Annotated in this window: 19 protein-coding genes; 17 read left to right on the top strand and 2 right to left on the bottom strand. The window is 46.0% G+C overall.

The window, feature by feature from the left end; all coding sequences use genetic code 11:
- Nucleotides 1–27: 27 nt before the first annotated feature.
- From FG28_RS00540 to FG28_RS00470, 16 genes are all read left to right on the top strand, one after another.
- A complete protein-coding gene (locus tag FG28_RS00540; RefSeq protein WP_036385944.1) occupies nucleotides 28–1,302 on the top strand; it encodes a site-specific integrase in 1,275 nt (424 codons plus the stop codon).
- 84 nt (nucleotides 1,303–1,386) lie between these two features.
- On the top strand, nucleotides 1,387–1,770 hold the full coding sequence (locus FG28_RS00535) for a metalloregulator ArsR/SmtB family transcription factor (RefSeq protein ID WP_036379075.1): 384 nt from the start codon (nucleotides 1,387–1,389) through the stop codon (nucleotides 1,768–1,770).
- A complete protein-coding gene (gene merTP / locus FG28_RS00530) occupies nucleotides 1,763–2,365 on the top strand; it encodes a mercuric transport protein MerTP (protein WP_036379073.1) in 603 nt (200 codons plus the stop codon). The genes FG28_RS00535 and merTP overlap by 8 nt, the downstream gene beginning before the upstream one ends.
- A gap of 2 nt (nucleotides 2,366–2,367) precedes the next feature.
- Nucleotides 2,368–2,580, top strand: coding sequence for a GDCCVxC domain-containing (seleno)protein (locus tag FG28_RS20900; protein ID WP_081894160.1), 213 nt, complete (start codon nucleotides 2,368–2,370; stop codon nucleotides 2,578–2,580).
- A gap of 108 nt (nucleotides 2,581–2,688) precedes the next feature.
- Nucleotides 2,689–3,021 (top strand): helix-turn-helix transcriptional regulator, encoded by a 333-nt coding sequence (locus FG28_RS00525; RefSeq protein WP_036379071.1) that lies wholly within the window; start codon nucleotides 2,689–2,691, stop codon nucleotides 3,019–3,021.
- A gap of 68 nt (nucleotides 3,022–3,089) precedes the next feature.
- Nucleotides 3,090–3,722, top strand: coding sequence for a hypothetical protein (locus FG28_RS00520; RefSeq protein WP_036379070.1), 633 nt, complete (start codon nucleotides 3,090–3,092; stop codon nucleotides 3,720–3,722).
- A complete protein-coding gene (locus tag FG28_RS00515; RefSeq protein WP_036379069.1) occupies nucleotides 3,719–4,189 on the top strand; it encodes a DUF6428 family protein in 471 nt (156 codons plus the stop codon). Before FG28_RS00520 ends, FG28_RS00515 begins: the two co-directional genes overlap by 4 nt.
- Nucleotides 4,190–4,205: 16 nt before the next feature.
- The gene (locus tag FG28_RS00510; RefSeq protein ID WP_036379068.1) at nucleotides 4,206–4,838 is read left to right on the top strand and encodes a protein-tyrosine-phosphatase; all 633 of its coding nucleotides are present in this window, start codon (nucleotides 4,206–4,208) and stop codon (nucleotides 4,836–4,838) included.
- Nucleotides 4,839–4,841: 3 nt separating this feature from the next.
- Nucleotides 4,842–5,888 carry an ACR3 family arsenite efflux transporter gene (gene arsB, locus FG28_RS00505; protein WP_036379066.1) on the top strand — a complete coding sequence of 349 codons (1,047 nt, stop codon included), beginning with the start codon at nucleotides 4,842–4,844 and terminating at the stop codon, nucleotides 5,886–5,888.
- Nucleotides 5,889–5,890: 2 nt separating this feature from the next.
- Complete coding sequence (locus FG28_RS00500; RefSeq protein WP_036379065.1) at nucleotides 5,891–6,661, top strand: metallophosphoesterase; 771 nt, start codon at nucleotides 5,891–5,893, stop codon at nucleotides 6,659–6,661.
- A gap of 322 nt (nucleotides 6,662–6,983) precedes the next feature.
- Nucleotides 6,984–7,580, top strand: coding sequence for a sigma-70 family RNA polymerase sigma factor (locus FG28_RS00495; RefSeq protein WP_051947131.1), 597 nt, complete (start codon nucleotides 6,984–6,986; stop codon nucleotides 7,578–7,580).
- A gap of 85 nt (nucleotides 7,581–7,665) precedes the next feature.
- Complete coding sequence (locus FG28_RS00490; protein WP_051947130.1) at nucleotides 7,666–7,902, top strand: thioredoxin family protein; 237 nt, start codon at nucleotides 7,666–7,668, stop codon at nucleotides 7,900–7,902.
- Nucleotides 7,903–7,914: 12 nt separating this feature from the next.
- Nucleotides 7,915–8,889 (top strand): permease, encoded by a 975-nt coding sequence (locus FG28_RS00485; protein WP_051947129.1) that lies wholly within the window; start codon nucleotides 7,915–7,917, stop codon nucleotides 8,887–8,889.
- Between the two features lie 12 nt (nucleotides 8,890–8,901).
- Nucleotides 8,902–9,441 (top strand): sigma-70 family RNA polymerase sigma factor, encoded by a 540-nt coding sequence (locus FG28_RS00480; RefSeq protein WP_051947128.1) that lies wholly within the window; start codon nucleotides 8,902–8,904, stop codon nucleotides 9,439–9,441.
- Between the two features lie 74 nt (nucleotides 9,442–9,515).
- Nucleotides 9,516–9,983, top strand: coding sequence for a DUF2703 domain-containing protein (locus tag FG28_RS00475; RefSeq protein WP_161594391.1), 468 nt, complete (start codon nucleotides 9,516–9,518; stop codon nucleotides 9,981–9,983).
- A 568-nt stretch (nucleotides 9,984–10,551) separates the two neighbouring features.
- Nucleotides 10,552–12,348, top strand: coding sequence for a ParB/RepB/Spo0J family partition protein (locus FG28_RS00470; RefSeq protein ID WP_036385939.1), 1,797 nt, complete (start codon nucleotides 10,552–10,554; stop codon nucleotides 12,346–12,348).
- Between the two features lie 129 nt (nucleotides 12,349–12,477).
- On the opposite strand, the gene FG28_RS00465 is transcribed toward FG28_RS00470, so the two are convergent.
- Both FG28_RS00465 and FG28_RS00460 read right to left on the bottom strand, forming a co-directional pair.
- Nucleotides 12,478–14,025 carry a Fic family protein gene (locus tag FG28_RS00465; protein WP_036379063.1) on the bottom strand — a complete coding sequence of 516 codons (1,548 nt, stop codon included), beginning with the start codon at nucleotides 14,023–14,025 and terminating at the stop codon, nucleotides 12,478–12,480.
- 201 nt (nucleotides 14,026–14,226) lie between these two features.
- A complete protein-coding gene (locus FG28_RS00460; RefSeq protein WP_036379062.1) occupies nucleotides 14,227–14,982 on the bottom strand; it encodes an SOS response-associated peptidase in 756 nt (251 codons plus the stop codon).
- Between the two features lie 116 nt (nucleotides 14,983–15,098).
- Between FG28_RS00460 and dinB the strand changes: the two genes are divergently transcribed.
- A complete protein-coding gene (gene dinB / locus FG28_RS00455; RefSeq protein WP_036379060.1) occupies nucleotides 15,099–16,313 on the top strand; it encodes a DNA polymerase IV in 1,215 nt (404 codons plus the stop codon).
- Nucleotide 16,314 lies beyond the last annotated feature (1 nt).

The raw sequence follows: 16,314 nt of genomic DNA, 5'->3' as shown, positions 1-16,314 counted from the left end.
CCAATGTTTCACTTAAAGCGAGAACACATGAATACCTCTAACTCCTTCAGTATCAGTTTTTGGCTGAAAAAATCAGGAAGAAAAAAAGATGGACGGTTTCCAATTTATGTCCGGATCAGATGTAAAGGAAAAAATGCAGATCTCAGTGTCCATAGATCAACTTTTGAAGAACGATGGTGTCCTATTTTGGGAAAAATGGACCATAGGGCCAGTGAATCCGTTGTTGTAAACAAATATCTGGACGACGTCCGTGCAAAGTTGCTGGAATGCCATCGGCAACTTAGTGCCGAGAGTAACTTTATAACGGCACAATCCATCAAGCTTCGATATCTGGGAAAGGACAAGGTGATGCTCACCCTATTGGACCTTTTGGAGTACAACCGAACCTATGAGTTGCCCAAACTGGCCAAAGGGACGGTCAAGAACTATTCCTCCACAGAGACCTACCTGAAACGCTTCATTGCCAAAAAATATCGGGTACCCGATATTGGGCTGGCCTCGATAGACTATGCCTTTTTGATCGAGTTTGAAAACTTCCTGCGGAACTGCGAACCCATCAAATCGTTCCAGACATTGAACAACAACGGTATCATGAAACATATGCTGCGGTTCAAGAAATTGGTGACCATGGCCTATAAATTTGATTGTATCCCCAAGAATCCCTTCAATCTGTATAAAGTGAAAATGGAGGATTATGACAGTGCTTTCTTGGAAGAGGAGGAAATTCTGGCGCTGGACCAATTGGAATTCGAGGAAAAGGGCATGGAACTGGTCCGGGATATTTTCCTTTTTGCCTGTTATACCGGACTCAGCTACATAGAGATCAAACTTCTCAATCCCAATGGTATCGTATCCGGCATCGACGGGGAACTCTGGATCGATGTAAAACGCCAAAAGACCAAGACCGAAGTGAAGGTTCCCCTATTGCCCAAAGCCAAGAAAATCTTGGAGAAGTATGTGGATTTTCCCAAAAATGAAAATACCGTTCTTCCAGTGTATTCCAATCAAAAGGTGAACCAATACCTAAAGATCATTGCACAAAGGGCAAATATTGATAAGCACCTAACCTTCCATGTGGCCAGACATACCTTTGCAACGACAATCACCTTAATGAACGACGTGCCCATTGAGACCGTTTCCAAACTCCTCGGGCATACCAAGCTTTCAACGACCCAAAAGTATGCTAGGGTCGTGGAAAAGAAAATCAGCAAGGACATGGCCCAGTTGAAGGAGAAATTGGGAAGCGGGCAAAGTAAAGCGAACGACAATTCGGAATATCCGACCCTAAAGATTATCAGGTAATGTGACCCAGGGCTTGATATTGTTCTTTTGCCACCCATTTATTTTAGAGTTTGCTAAAATAATAAATTACTGTAACTTCGTAGTATGGATAAGAACATATGCATACGTTTGGAGGCGGATGCCAAACAGATAATGGAATGCAGGGAAACTATGCAAAATTTGGAAAATTCCATGGACTCCCTTTCAGGGATAATGAATTTAATGGGCAATCCGGTTCGGCTTAAGATTCTCTACCTTTTGAACCAAGAGCAACGCTTATGTGTCTGTGACCTTAGTGATATACTGGAAATGAATGTATCCGCAATTTCACAACATTTGCGCAAGCTCAAGGACAGAAATTTGATCACATCCCAAAAGGAAGGCCAGATGATCCATTATTCCTTGGTGACCGATCATTCGCCGTTACTTTTTCCAATTTTTGACCTGCTCGATAAAAAAGAACAAATAAAACCAGTAAACCATGAATAACAAGAAAACCTTAATGGGATCTTCCATTATTTTGGCCATGGCCACCTCCCTTTGTTGCATAGGACCACTTTTGGCCATTGTGGCCGGAACATCTGGCCTGGCGTCCAATTTTAAGTTTTTGGAACCGTTCAGACCGTATTTGATCGGAATTACGGGTTTGGTTTTGGTAGTGGCGTGGTACCAACAGTTAAGGACAGTCGCCAAAAAGGAAATAGACTGTGCATGCGATACGGACGAAAAGCCGGCCTTTTGGAAGGGTAAAATTTGGTTGATGACCATCACGGTCTTTGCCTTAGCGATGCTTGCCTTTCCCTATTATGCCCAATCTTTGTACCCGAAACAGGAAGCCAAGGGTCAAACGAACTTTTTTGCGAGCCAAGATGTCAAGGAAATCAATATTCCGGTCGTGGGAATGACATGCAGTGGGTGCGAGGCACATATTGAACACGAGGTCAATGGACTTGATGGGATCATCATGGTCAAGGCAGATTACCAAAAAGCCAATGCACAGATAATGTACGATCCCGCCAAAACCACCAGGGATGCTATCGTGAACGCCATTTTGAAAACCGGATACACCATAAAGGACCAGTGATAATGGATATCAATCTGTACTCTACAATTACCTGTCCGCATTGTGGCAATTCCAAAGAGGAAAAGATGCCTACGGATTCTTGTCAGTTCTTTTATGAATGTGAAAATTGCGGCTCCATTCTAAGGCCCAAAAATGGCGATTGTTGCGTGTATTGTTCCTTTGGTTCGGTGGCCTGTCCCCCCATTCAGGCAACATCCGGATGTTGTGGTACATGACCAAGTGACCCTGAAAATTTGTAAAGCCTTGGTTTGAACCTAAGTATTTTTATCGAAAATCTTTTTATGTTGAATCAATATATTGTAATATTGCGATAAAATAATGATATGGGACTGGCAAAGACCGAAATATTTACCGAAAACCAGAATGAGCTCGCCCTCATCGGTAAGGTATTTGCCCATCCCGCCCGGATTGCCATATTGCAGCACCTCTTCAAGGTCAAGGCCTGTGTCTGTGGTGACCTTGTGGACGAGATAGGACTGGCACAGCCTACGGTTTCACAACACTTGAAGGAACTCCGGAACATGGGACTCATCAAGGGCGATGTGGAGGGCACCAGTGTCTGTTACTGTGTCAATGTGGCAAATTGGAACGAAATGAAGGATAAGTTCAAGGCATTCCTCGATCAGGGGATTGAACTGGACCAAGAGTGCTGTTAGTATTTTTTTGAACCCATTAATCGTTTTATTGCGATTAACTAATAAACTGAAACCATAAAATAGAAACCATGAAAACAAAAATGATCCTAACCATGGCACTGCTGCTGTTGTGCCTCCCATTGACCACACATTCCCAGGAACTGAGGGGAAAGATCCAACGCTCCGTAAAGGAACTGAAGACCGTTTTTCCCCAGATACCCAAAGAAAAGATCCAGCTTTTGGACCAACTCGCCGCCAGAATGGTGTCCAATATGGGGGAGACCCCTTATACCGTTGTATTTGTGGACCAGGACAATGACGATATGGGCCAATTGGCCATGATCTGGCTCAGGACGGGCCTTATGTACTACGGATTATATGACAGGTTCAAGGTGGAATCCGCTGGTCTGGATACCGCCAATGAGACCCTTCCCGGTCTGGCCCTGCTGAAGAACGATGGGTTCAGGGTCTCCAATGCGCAGGGCGAATCCCTGTTCACGTATTCGGTCCGCTATGGCTCCGATAGTTGGACCATCAACAGAGAGACCCTCGAATCCTTACATTTGGACGAGGACAGCAGTGTCAAGGTATATGTACAGGATGGGCTGACGGACCGAAATGCAGAGGTCCTTTTTGAAAACAAGGCCGTCATCGCGGGGGAAATGATCTATGTCGCCACCCAGGTCGATGCTATTATCAAAGCTAAAATGAACAATCCATGAAATTATCAGAAGTAAAAGAAGTACTGTCCCGATTGGAAACCCTTGGCTTCCAATTGCCCACCGGGGAAATGGTCCCCGGACATTTCCATGTCACCGAAGTGGGGAAGATTCACAAACACTTTATAGACTGCGGGGGAACCGTGCGCCATGAGGAAGTGGTCAGTTTCCAACTGTGGGAGGCCAACGACTATGACCACAGGTTGCATCCCGAAAAGTTGGTTCATATCATCGAACTGTCCCAAAAGGTATTGGAAATAGAGGACTCACTGGAAGTCGAAGTGGAATACCAGGGCACCACTATCGGAAAATATGGCCTTGCCTTTGATGAAGGGCATTTTCTGTTGACCACCAAGATGACCGACTGCCTTGCCAAGGACCAGTGTGGGGTCCCCGAAAAGAAACCAAAGGTAAGACTGTCCCAATTGAAAAGTGAGCCCTGCTGTTCCCCGGACGGCAATTGTTGCTAAATCTTAATTCTATATAATGACTACGACCACAACTAGCCTGTTCCCTGAAATAGCGGGATTCATCACAACCTTGAAACTGGATGCCGTTTCCCCGGAGCGTAGGGAAATCCTTGATCCCCTTGCCGGGTTCATACAGTCGAAAGTTTCCGAAAATCAGGAAATACGCCTGAATTTCATTTGCACCCACAATTCCAGGAGGAGCCACCTGTCACAGATATGGGCACAGGCCATGGCTTTCCATTTCAACATCAAGAACGTATTTTGCTATTCGGGGGGGACCGAAGCCACGGCCCTGTTCCCGATGGTGGCGGAAACCTTGGGGAAACAAGGGTTCCAGATCCAACAGCTTTCACAGGGACAAAATCCTGTCTATGCCATCAAATATGCGGAAAATGCCCATCCGGTGATCGGGTTCTCCAAGAAAATGGACGATGCCTTCAACCCCAGTTCCGGCTTTGGGGCCATCATGACCTGTGATTCGGCCAATGAGGCCTGTCCCTTTGTGCCCGGTGCGGAAAAGCGCATCCCCATCACCTTTGAGGATCCCAAGGCCTTTGACAATACCCCGCAACAGGCCGAGAAATACCTTGAAAGGAGCATACAGATAGCAACGGAACTTTGGTATGTATTTTCACAGATCAAATCATAACACATGGCAGTAAAAAAATTGAGCTTTTTGGACAGGAACCTTACCCTTTGGATCTTTATCGCCATGGCGGTAGGGGTCGGTATCGGTTACTTCTTCCCGTCCTTCCCCGACATCATCAATTCGTTCAACAGCGGCACCACTAACATCCCCATTGCCATAGGTCTCATCCTGATGATGTACCCACCTTTGGCAAAAGTGGATTATAAACTGTTGCCCAAGGTGTTCAAGAACACCAGGATCTTGACCATTTCCCTGGTGCTCAACTGGATCATCGGCCCCGTGTTGATGTTCGTCCTGGCCATCCTCTTTTTGAGGGACTATCCCGAGTATATGGTCGGATTGATATTGATAGGTTTGGCCCGTTGCATTGCCATGGTGCTGGTCTGGAATGACCTGGCCGAGGGCAGTGCGGAATATGGTGCGGGACTGGTGGCCCTGAACAGTATCTTCCAAGTGTTTGCCTACAGTTTCTATGCGTGGATCTTTATCACCGTTTTGCCCCCATATTTTGGCTTTGAAGGGGCCATTGTGGACATCTCCATAGGGACCATAGCGGAGAGTGTGGCCATTTATTTGGGCATCCCCTTCCTTATGGGCATCCTTAGCCGAACGATATTGGTCCGGATCAAAGGGGAACAGTGGTATGCCCAAAAGTTTGTTCCCGCCATTTCTCCCATGACCTTGATCGCCCTGTTGTTCACCATTGTGATCATGTTCTCCCTCAAAGGGGAACTTATCGTGGAGATTCCCATGGACGTGGTGGTGATCGCCATACCCCTCTTGGTGTACTTTACCCTGATGTTCATCATTGGGTTCTTTTTCACCAAGGCGATGGGTGCCGAATATGACAAGACCGCTTCGGTGGCCTTTACAGCAGCCGGGAACAACTTTGAGCTCGCCATTGCCGTGGCCATTGCCGTCTTCGGACTGGATTCCGGCCAGGCCTTTGCAGGGGTCATCGGGCCCTTGGTGGAAGTTCCTGCCCTGATTCTGTTGGTAAGGGTCGCCTTTTGGTTGCGCAAAAAGTATTTTAAACCGCAAACCGCATAAGGATGAAAATTGCACTCTTCTCGGACATCCACGCCAACCTTCCTGCCCTTGAGGCCTTTTTTGTGGATGTGGAAAAACATAGGCCGGACGCCATCTATTGCCTTGGGGACCTTGTGGGCTATAACATCTGGCCCAACGAGGTGGTCCATGAGATCAGAAAACGCCGGATACCCACCATTGCGGGCAACTATGATTTTGGCATCGGACGCAACAGTGATGATTGTGGCTGTGCCTACAAGAGCGATGAGGAAAAGGCGAACGGGGCAATTTCCATATCCTATACCAACTCCATTATGGGGGATGATGAAAGGGCCTACCTGAAAAACCTTCCATCCCATATCAATGTGGAGTTCAAAAGGAACGATGAAACAGTGAACCTACTCCTGGTGCATGGAAGCCCAAGACGAATCAACGAGTATCTTTTCGAGGACCGGAAGGAGAAGAGCCTGGTACGCATCCTGCGGGATGCAAATGCCGATATCCTCTGTTTTGGACATACACACCAACCCTATCACAAGGCCCTTTTGGATTATGATGGAGGCACCATATACCGCCATGCGATAAATATCGGATCCATCGGAAAGCCCAAGGATGGCGACAATAGGGGATGCTATGTGCTGTTGAACATGGATGGGAACTTCCGTAGGCCGGACAAGAATAGCATCCATGTGGAGTTTGTACGCTTCGAATATGATGTCGAAAAGGCGGCCAAAGCCGTTGAGGGCAGCATATTGCCCAACGCTTACGCTGGAGCATTGAGAAAGGCCCATTGATTATTTTTTAAGGCCTTAGTCTAAATATTTTCTTGTAAGACAATCCAAATCTGTGATGAATTTTGTAAGGAACAATGTAAGTACAAGAATATAACAGGCAACTTGGTGGAAATATTTTCCATTGTAAATCTACCCTTGATCAGCATTTAAGGGAATTGAAAACCATGGTCAGTTACAGGGAAATTTTACCACTACTAAAGCTTCATCCTTAATTGACAAAGGAAATAGGAAGAGTGAAAAATAAAAGTTTCACCAACCTCTTTGTATACATATCCTGTGTAGGCTGGCACACCATTAAACCGAAAGCCATAAAAGCAAAGCCATGAAAAAGAAATGTTGCGATATTAATGAACAGATCGAAAGTTTCTACAGTTATTTAAAATACTTTACCTTAAAAAAGGTTCGGGATGAAACCATTGCGGAAGATATTGTGCAAGAGGTAATGCTGAAACTGGTCGAGTCCTATCAAAAAAATAGGGAAATTGAAAACATCAAGGCCTGGCTGTTTCAAGTTGCCAGAAATACCATTTATGACCATTTCAAAAAGAGTGCCCCAATTGTTGAACTTAGTGATGTAAAGATACTTGAGGCAACTGAACCAACCAATCTGGAGCTATCCGTGTATGATCATATGATACCCATGATCCAGTTCCTTCCCAAAAAATATGCCGAGCCTTTACAATGGAGTGACATCGACAAACTATCCCAAAAAGATGTAGCTGAAAAGCTGAACTTGGGGTATTCGGCTGCAAAAATGCGGGTGCAAAGGGCAAGAACAAAGCTAAGGGAATTATTTGTGGAATGCTGTGATATCGTATATGATGCCAATGGCAACTTCGTCAATTGCTCTGTTAAGGAATCGTGTATCCCGTTAATAAACCACTTGGTTGATTTTCAGGCATCCACAAAGTACAAATAGGTAGAATCATTTTTTTATTGAGAATTGTGTCTTTTGACACGCCATTTTAGACTACATAGTAAAGTTTATTTAAAATTACTGAACTATGAGTACTGAAGTCAAAATTTTACATTCATCCTGCTGCGCCACTGCATCCCCCATAAGGGCACAAATCGAAAAAATTGCCAGTGAAAACCATCTGGACGTAAACATCACCGAGTTTTCTGACCTCAAGGACACCATGCCCTACGGGGTCCTTACCTTTCCTGCATTGGTCATTGACGGGAAGGTTTATGACTATAAAAAAGTCAGCAACGACAAGGTGTTATTAGCAATTCTTTAAAACGTTTTTAAGATGGAAATCTTTACAAAACTGCTTACCCGACTGGCAGACTATGTTGTCCATGTCCTTTTGGGTATTCCTGATACGGATACATTCGGCTCAGCATTACACTATTTCATCATTGCCTTTGGCTCTATTTCCATTCTGGTTGTGCTGGTGACCTATGTAATGGGAGTGGTAACAAGCTATTTGCCCATGGAAAAAATCCGGGATTATTTGGAGAAACACAAAAAATCAGGTCTTGGGAATGTTGTGGCCTCCTCTTTGGGTGCCTTGACACCTTTTTGCTCGTGTTCTTCCATTCCTTTGTTCGTGGGAATGATGCAGGTCAGGATCCCACTGGGAATTTCACTTTCCTTCCTCATAACCTCACCCTTGGTGAACGAAATCGCTATTGCCATTTTCTGGTTGGGCTATGGTTGGAAAGTTACAATAGTGTACCTACTTTCAGGAATCGTCTTGGGGGTGATCGGTGGAATTATCCTGGAAAAGATGGGTATGGCCAAATATGTGGCAGAATGGCTCAAGGACAATGAATGGAAAGCGCATTCGAGGGAAAAGGATAGCAGAAATTTGCTGAAACGATTTCCTGGAATTCATCGGGAGGCCATTCGGACCCTTAAAAACCTTGTCCCCTATATTTTTATAGGAATTGCAATAGGGTCATTTATCCACGGCTATGTCCCCGAGTCATTTTTTGGCACCTATATTTCAAAATCCAACCCTTTTGCGATTCCCATTGCCGTATTGGTATCGATTCCATTGTACATTGATGCGGTTGGAATCCTGCCCATATTGGATTCGCTCGTTGACAAAGGGGTTCCGTTAGGGACGGCCATGGCCTTTATGATGGGTTCGATCGGACTTTCCATCCCCGAAGGCCTGCTGCTCCAAAAAGTGATGCAAAGGCAGTTGATCATTGCCTTCTTTTCAACTATTGCCATTGGAATGATCATTTCCGGTTATTTGTTCAACCTCCTTTTTTAACAACCTATACTTATGAAATGTGATATATTCAATATTTGGGAAGACCTTCGGACTGATTTAAGGAACTATGTGGGCAAGCGTGTTTACAATGAGCATGATGTTGATGATATAATGCAAACGATTCTTATCAAGGTCATAACATATTGTGAGAAAAAAAATGACGTAAGATATATAAAGGCTTGGTTATACAGGATTGCACAACATACAATTTTTGACTTTTACAAGAAGCCAAGAAAGACCACACTTGTTGACCTGGAACAGTTGCACCTGTTTGTTCCGGATGAATATGATGAAAACGTCTTTGTTTGGCTCGATAAGTTTATAAATGGTCTCCCTATCGACTATTCAACTCCCTTGAGACTTTCGGATATAGAAGGCCTTCCGCAGAAAAGTATTGCCGCGCATCTGGGCTTGACATTATCGGCAACAAAGTCAAGGATCTTAAGGGCAAGGAAAAAGGTTAGGGCAAAGTTTGATGAATGTGGTGAAGTTGAATATTCTGAAAACCAAATGTGGAGATTTACCATTACAAAATCCTGTTGCCTATCATAATTTTGTATAAACCTGCATCCTTTGTCCATTTTCCATGTCTTAGGGGTAAACTTTAATCTTAAAAACGTATGAACATGGAAGTAAAGACAAAAAATGCATTGAGAGTGACCCTTTTTCAAGTGGGAATGCCAACAACTGGGGAAGGTACTTGCTCAGCCTGTGATTCTGTTCAAGGTGTATTGCTATCGGCGATTCAAGAAGTTCAAGAACTCTTTGATCATTTGAACTGCGAAATCTTGTTCAGTTCAACCATGATTAAAACGATAGAGGAAGCCGAAAAAGCCCATATTGTTGCTTCCCCTACCATAAGGGTCGGCAACCTCGATTTCCATCCTGAACATTTGGAAGACAGTCCGGAAGCCAGGGAATGGGTTTGGAATGGAGCTACAATGGGAGAACCCAATAAAGAAATCTTAATCGAGGTATTGCTCAAAGGCTATTTTGAACCCAAAAATGACCATGGGGAAATAACCTTGTCCCCTTACATTCTAAAACACTTAAAAGGAGAAGTGACCGCGGATTCCAACTGCGGATGCCATTGATGAATGATTGGGTGAACCGCCTTAGGTTCTGTTAGATGAGATTTACCTCATACAAGAAAAGACCTTATTAAGCTCATCGGAAACGATGGGCTTTTGTTTTACCTATTTTTTGAATTTGGCAATCTTCCCAGTAGTATTTCATTACCGTTCAATACCCCAATGCCGTATCGTCCCCTCGTTTGTCCGCCCCGCCCTCAAATAAGTCATTTTCAGGACTAGGACGGCGGATACGCTTCCCATAACCTAGGTTCGTGCCTGATTGATATTGTAGCCTTTGGTTTTTAGGGTTCTATGGGTTTTCAAAGAAAAACCTTCGGTTTCAAACATGCGTACAAGGGATATCCATCTAAGGTTTGGAACTATAATACCCTTATGGGCCTTCTGGAGGGGTAGATTTCTTTTTTATCTTCCAATAGTTTTCGAAAGATAAGCCCGCAAATGGTTTGTCGGACAAGGGACGGCATAAAGCCGTTCCCCTGTCACTTTTTATTCCGTTTCCTTGCCACTCCAAAAATTTGTCTTCCGCTTGGTTTCCGCTCAAATATTGTTTAACCAAAATCCAAAGATCATGGAAGCACAAACAAAGAAGAGAGCGACACGTAAAGCAGGTAACAACCAAGGTTCAAAGTCGGAACAAACCAAAACTGTGGAGAAGGTGGAAAACGTTCCACAGATCCAGTTGTTGGGAATCGATTCGGTTTTCCCGGACCCAGACCAACCCCGAAAAACCTTTGATGAGCAAAGTCTCAATCATTTGGAACAGAGCATTGCCGAACATGGGGTGCTGCAGCCGATCACCGTACGAAAATCCGACGAAGGTTTTATCATCGTCATGGGTGAGCGAAGGTATCGTGCCAGTAAATTGGCAGGATTGACCACTATCCCTGCCATGGTAAGGGACTATAGGGACACTGAGATTCTGGAGGTCCAGATCATCGAGAACCTACAGCGCAAGGATGTGGAACCCACGGAGGAGGCCGAGGCCATCCAATTTTTGTTGGATCGTTACGAACCCGGGGAGATTGCAAAACGTCTGGGCCGATCTGAGAACTATATCCGGCAACGCATCAAGTTGGCAGGATTGATCGAGGGATTCAAGGCCTTTATCCGCAGTGGGGAAATGACCCTCTCCCTAGGGGTGGCCGTGGCCCTTTTTGAACCCGGAGAACAACTGATGCTGTTGGAAAGCCTAGAAGACGAATTCCAGGAACATCGGATCAAACGGATGATCGAAAGCCGCACCTTCGATCTGTCCAAAGCCCCTTTTGGGTTGTCGGATAAGACGTTGCTTCCCAAAGCCGGGGCTTGCCATACCTGTCCCTTCAATGCTGCCAATCAGGGCAATTTGTTCGGTGATGGGAAGATGGTCTGTACCCGGACCTCCTGTTTTGAGAACAAAAAGACCAAGACCTTTATGCAGCTATTGAAAAGCGTGAAAAAGGAAGGATTGAAACTGGTGCCCAACATCAACAAATACCGGGTGGACGAGGAACGCAACCAATGGGTCATGGCCCAAATGGAAAAGGAGGGCCTAGCGGTGCATTTGACCAATGGGCTGGACATTTTAAAGGAGCCCATAGAACCTACCATGAATCACATTAGGGAGGAGCACCGACACTATGAATATACCGAGGAAGAGTTGGGTGAATTCCTGAAAGAGGCCCTGGAATCCTTCACGGAGGAAAAGGAGGCATGGGACAAGGCCGTGGACCTTGGATTTGAAAAGGGTATCCTGCTGGAAACGGACACCTATTTGACCCGGCCGGTATTTGTGAAGGTCAGGGAAGAAACCCATAGTGGAAGTTCAGGTACCAAGGCCTTGGAGCAACGCAAAATGTCCGAGTGTACCCCGGAGGAGCAGATCATCAAGATCAATACACGGGAATTGCGGAAAAAACAGATCGAGAACAACAACCAGTTCAAGGAAGTCGTGGACATGATACGTGAGACCGATTATATCAACCTGAAAAAGCCTTTGTCCACGGATGAAATGGTGGCCATTGCCATTTCCCTGTTCGAGAACAACATCGGGTATTATAGCCAAAGGGAACATTTTGGGGAATTCTTCGGCGAGGATTCCAAGTTATCCGATGGGGAACGGGTGGCCCGGTTCAAACAGGGTTTCAAAAAGGAGACCTTGTATAAACTGCTCCGGTTCCTGTTGACCCGACAGGTACACCTTGGGGAAAGCAACCACTCCAATGATTTGACCAACCGATCCTTTTATGTGGCAATGCAATCCTTTTACAAGGAGAAGATTTTGGGAATCGAAAAATCCTATACTGAAAAGCGTCAAAAACGGGAGGAACGGATCAAGGAAAGGGTGGCCAGTTTAGAACGGCAGGCCAAAATATTGGAGGGATAGGGCTTCCAAATGGTACAAAAGAAGGGTTCGGGAAAGCGAACCCTTTTTATTTTGGTCGAACCATGCCGGTGTCCTACCACAGATAGGGATTTGAATAGTTAGGGAACCCAAACTGGGTCAGGTTACCCATCAACCTTGGAAAATACTTTGGAATGAATCTTCAATTTCCTGGATTTCAGCATCTGTCAATTCCGCAAATTCCTTTTCCCTTCTTTTTTTGGACAATATACCTTCATTCTGGTTCAGAAACTTGATCAAAAGATCGACTTTGGTATCCGGTAAGGTCACACGGGCATTGATAAGGTTTGTCATCCGATCGTATTTTTCCAAATAGTCCAATTCTTCCGGTATGATCCTTTCAATGGTCTCTTCCACACAGGTATACAGGAATTCCGCTTGTTTGGTCAAATCAAAGTACCGGTATAGATCAATGGTTTCGTTCAGGATATCGATGTTATGGTCTTGTGTTTCCTCCCATTCGATCAAATCGACCCTTGGCGAGGAAAAATGCTCCAGAATATCCTGATATTCATCAATCCGTTCCAGAATGGCAGAGGATATGGGGAATATCATACCTCTCTTGGTATACCCCATCCGGGTAAGCAAATGGTGGATGATATAGCGATGTATCCTCCCGTTGCCATCGGATAGGGGATGGATAAAAACAAAGCCAAATGCGATGGTGGCCGCGGCCAATACAGGATTGTACCGAGACTTCTGCAACAGCTCGTTCGTGCCGAACAACCCTTGCATCAAAAGAGGAAGGTCCTTGGCCTTGGCAGAGATGTGGTCGGGCAAGGGGGAGAGGGTCTCCCTATCGTGCTCCCCAATAAAGCCTTCCCCGGTCCTGATGCCCATATGCCTCAGTTTTTTGTTGCCGATGACAATATGCTGTAACCGTTCGATCTCCTGTATGCCCAAAGGGGACTTGCCCGATTGGCCTATGGCTTTTCCCCAATTCCTTGCCCGCATGCTCGGGGGATGTTCCCCTTCTATGGCAAAGGATGCCTTCGAGTCCTTCAACAATAAAAAAGCAGCGGTCCTTCGAATAAGATCCTTGTCCCGTTTGCCCAATCCCTTTTCGATGGTTTCAGATAGGTCCTTGGCAATATACCCATCCAGTTTTGCCGTCCGTCGGATCATCGGGCAGTACCCCGGGACCCCGGGCAGGTTGTTCTTGACGCGATGCCGTGTGGAATTCTCGGGCTCGGCCGTATATTGTAGGTTGGGGTCCACCACCGTTACATAAGTGCCCTTGTTCAGGTTCGGTACGTCAAGGGTTATTCCGGTCAGCCATTCGTATAGAAACCACGCCCTTCTAGTGTATTGCCCCGTGGGCTCCTCTTCCAACATTTGGTGTATGATGGCATCCCCGGTCAACTCGAAAAACCTTTTGAGGAGATATAGGTCCAAGGGCTCGTATTTAAGGGCAAAGACCAAATGGCTTTTCAGGTCGTCCTTGGGTTTGTGCCTTATGGTGAACACTTGCCATTGGTCCGTATCGTAGCGTTGGTGCTTCTCCGTTGCCATGGCCAATATATCAGGCAGGGGAACCGCTACATCAAATTGATTCTCCATTGTGGCAATCAAAAGGGACTGACCTACCAAGAAACCTTCCTCAGGTAAGGTGCGGCCATGAAAAACCGTTATTTTCTGTGAAAAATCATTATTTTTCATATGATGACGTGAAATATAATGACAAATATACCATGAAAAACAATTACTTGGCGTGAAAAACGATGATTTTTATATATTTTTCATGAAATATAAGTACATCTGTCTGGGTTGACCGTTGAAGATCTTGCACTTCCGGGGCTAGCGAACCCTTAATGGGGGATATTCCCTGTCCGTACCCATGAACATGGTCAAAAGGAAAGGTCAATAGGGTATGGACACCTCTTCGTAGTCCACTTTTTCAATGATGCCCGGATAGTTGGAATCCACACTTCTACTATAGAGGTCCTTGGTGACGGGATAGGCTTCCAGATCACCTTCCCATAGATCGTCATCGATAAGATCTTGAACATCTGATTTATTGTTGCCGTTATGTAACCAAGCATCCAAGTTTTCATCATCAATGATGACGGGTCGCCTTTTCTTTTCATTGTGGATTTCCTCGAACATGGGGGTGGCGTCCTTGGTGAGTACGGCAAAGGTCCTCCGTCCATCGGCCGTGTTGGTATAGATGCCCGCTAGGTATATGGGGTCGCCGTTCTTTCTATGGAAATAAAACGGAACTTTAAAATCCTTTCCCTTGACTTTCACTTTCGTATTGTGTGGTTCGAAGAATCCGTCCACGGGAATGATACAGCGTTGGTGCTCCCAACAGTACCGGTACACGAAGTGGTCAAAGAGCTTTTCGGATTTGGCATTCAGTCCCCCAAAGGTTTTTGGGTTCTTGAAATACTCCGTGTAATTTTCCTGCTTTTCCTTTGGGGGCATGATGCCCCACATCGCAGGGAGCATATTGTAGGGCTCTTCCTGGCCCAAAGTCCACATCACAGGATGGCTCCAGCCGTTGGCGTGGAAATAAATGAGTTCCAGGTCGGTGTCCAGGTCACCGTACATGGCCTTGACAGAAAGGAGTTTTTCCAGCTCCTTCCGTTCCCGGGTCTGTCTGGTCGAGTAACACATGTTGAGGTTGAATTATGCCGTATTAAGATAGGCAAAATTGTTAAAGTTTTGAAACGGGTTATTTCTTTCCGTACATTTGGATATTTTCCAAATTATAGGAATAAATCCAACATTTTATGAAACCCACCATTCTCCATATCGATCTGGATACCTTCTTCGTCTCCTGTGAACGACTACTGGACAGCCGTCTGATGAAGCGGCCCCTCTTGGTCGGTGGGTTGGGGGACAGAGGGGTGGTCGCGGCCTGTAGCTATGAGACCCGGCGTTTTGGGGTGCATTCAGGGATGCCCATGAAAGTGGCCCGGAGGTTGTGTCCGGAGGCCACTGTGATTAAGGGCAATGCAGGGACCTATATGAAGTTCTCGGACAATGTGACCGAGATTATCAAGGAGAGTGTCCCGGTCTTTGAAAAGGCCAGTGTGGACGAGTTCTATGCCGACCTTTCCGGGATGGACCGTTTCTTTGGCTGTTACAAATACGCCTCGGAAATTCGACAACGGATCTTGAGGGAAACGGGATTGCCTATTTCCTTTGGACTCTCCCAGAACAAGGTGGTCTCCAAAGTGGCCACCGGGGAGGCCAAGCCCAACAACCAGATGAAGATCGATCTTGGACTGGAGAAAGAGTTCCTGGCGCCTTTACACATTCGTAAACTGCCCTCCGTGGGGGAGAAAACCTATGGGCTTTTGTCCAATATGGGGGTGACTACCATACAGACCGTACAGCAACTGCCCTTGGAGATGCTGGAAAGCGCCTTTGGGTTGCATGGACGGACCATCTGGATGCGGGCCCAGGGGCTGGACAATTCCCCCTTGCTCCCGTTTCATGAACGGAAGTCCATTTCTACGGAACGTACCTATGGAAAGGATACCACCGATATGGTCAAACTGGAGACCACCTTGTTCGCCATGGCCGAGAACCTGGCCTACCAACTCCGAAGGGCCAATAAGATGACGGGCTGTGTGAGTGTGAAGATCCGGTACAGTGATTTCAAGACCTACACCAAGCAGAAACGGGTTCCCTATACTTCTGCGGACCATGTGTTGGTACCCTTGGTGAAGGAACTCTTTACCTCCCTTTATGACCGAAGGATGCTCATCCGACTCGTGGGTGTCAACTACAGTCATATCGTAGGGGGGCATTACCAGATCGACCTGTTCGCGGATGACGAAAAACTGCTCAACCTCTATCAGGCCATGGATCGTGTACGGAATCGATTTGGGGAATCCAGTTTGATGCGGGCCTCGGCCATGGGGGCCCATAGTATAGGAAGAGGCGGAAACCCCTTTGACGGACAACCACCCATCTTATTGGCCCATAGACAACAATAGC

The organism is Muricauda sp. MAR_2010_75 (assembly GCF_000745185.1).
Lineage (GTDB): Bacteria > Bacteroidota > Bacteroidia > Flavobacteriales > Flavobacteriaceae > Flagellimonas.
Note: the sequence above shows the minus strand (reverse complement) of the source record. Positions and strands in the feature narration are given on the sequence as shown.

Excerpts from the sequence above, each read along its gene's own strand:
- FG28_RS00540 (WP_036385944.1), top strand. The coding sequence starts at position 28 with ATGAATACCTCTAACTCCTTCAGTATCAGTTTTTGGCTGAAAAAATCA.
- FG28_RS00535 (WP_036379075.1), top strand. The coding sequence starts at position 1,387 with ATGGATAAGAACATATGCATACGTTTGGAGGCGGATGCCAAACAGATA.
- merTP (WP_036379073.1), top strand. The coding sequence starts at position 1,763 with ATGAATAACAAGAAAACCTTAATGGGATCTTCCATTATTTTGGCCATG.
- FG28_RS20900 (WP_081894160.1), top strand. The coding sequence starts at position 2,368 with ATGGATATCAATCTGTACTCTACAATTACCTGTCCGCATTGTGGCAAT.
- FG28_RS00525 (WP_036379071.1), top strand. The coding sequence starts at position 2,689 with ATGGGACTGGCAAAGACCGAAATATTTACCGAAAACCAGAATGAGCTC.
- FG28_RS00520 (WP_036379070.1), top strand. The coding sequence starts at position 3,090 with ATGAAAACAAAAATGATCCTAACCATGGCACTGCTGCTGTTGTGCCTC.
- FG28_RS00515 (WP_036379069.1), top strand. The coding sequence starts at position 3,719 with ATGAAATTATCAGAAGTAAAAGAAGTACTGTCCCGATTGGAAACCCTT.
- FG28_RS00510 (WP_036379068.1), top strand. The coding sequence starts at position 4,206 with ATGACTACGACCACAACTAGCCTGTTCCCTGAAATAGCGGGATTCATC.
- arsB (WP_036379066.1), top strand. The coding sequence starts at position 4,842 with ATGGCAGTAAAAAAATTGAGCTTTTTGGACAGGAACCTTACCCTTTGG.
- FG28_RS00500 (WP_036379065.1), top strand. The coding sequence starts at position 5,891 with ATGAAAATTGCACTCTTCTCGGACATCCACGCCAACCTTCCTGCCCTT.
- FG28_RS00495 (WP_051947131.1), top strand. The coding sequence starts at position 6,984 with ATGAAAAAGAAATGTTGCGATATTAATGAACAGATCGAAAGTTTCTAC.
- FG28_RS00490 (WP_051947130.1), top strand. The coding sequence starts at position 7,666 with ATGAGTACTGAAGTCAAAATTTTACATTCATCCTGCTGCGCCACTGCA.
- FG28_RS00485 (WP_051947129.1), top strand. The coding sequence starts at position 7,915 with ATGGAAATCTTTACAAAACTGCTTACCCGACTGGCAGACTATGTTGTC.
- FG28_RS00480 (WP_051947128.1), top strand. The coding sequence starts at position 8,902 with ATGAAATGTGATATATTCAATATTTGGGAAGACCTTCGGACTGATTTA.
- FG28_RS00475 (WP_161594391.1), top strand. The coding sequence starts at position 9,516 with ATGGAAGTAAAGACAAAAAATGCATTGAGAGTGACCCTTTTTCAAGTG.
- FG28_RS00470 (WP_036385939.1), top strand. The coding sequence starts at position 10,552 with ATGGAAGCACAAACAAAGAAGAGAGCGACACGTAAAGCAGGTAACAAC.
- FG28_RS00465 (WP_036379063.1), bottom strand. The coding sequence starts at position 14,025 with ATGAAAAATAATGATTTTTCACAGAAAATAACGGTTTTTCATGGCCGC.
- FG28_RS00460 (WP_036379062.1), bottom strand. The coding sequence starts at position 14,982 with ATGTGTTACTCGACCAGACAGACCCGGGAACGGAAGGAGCTGGAAAAA.
- dinB (WP_036379060.1), top strand. The coding sequence starts at position 15,099 with ATGAAACCCACCATTCTCCATATCGATCTGGATACCTTCTTCGTCTCC.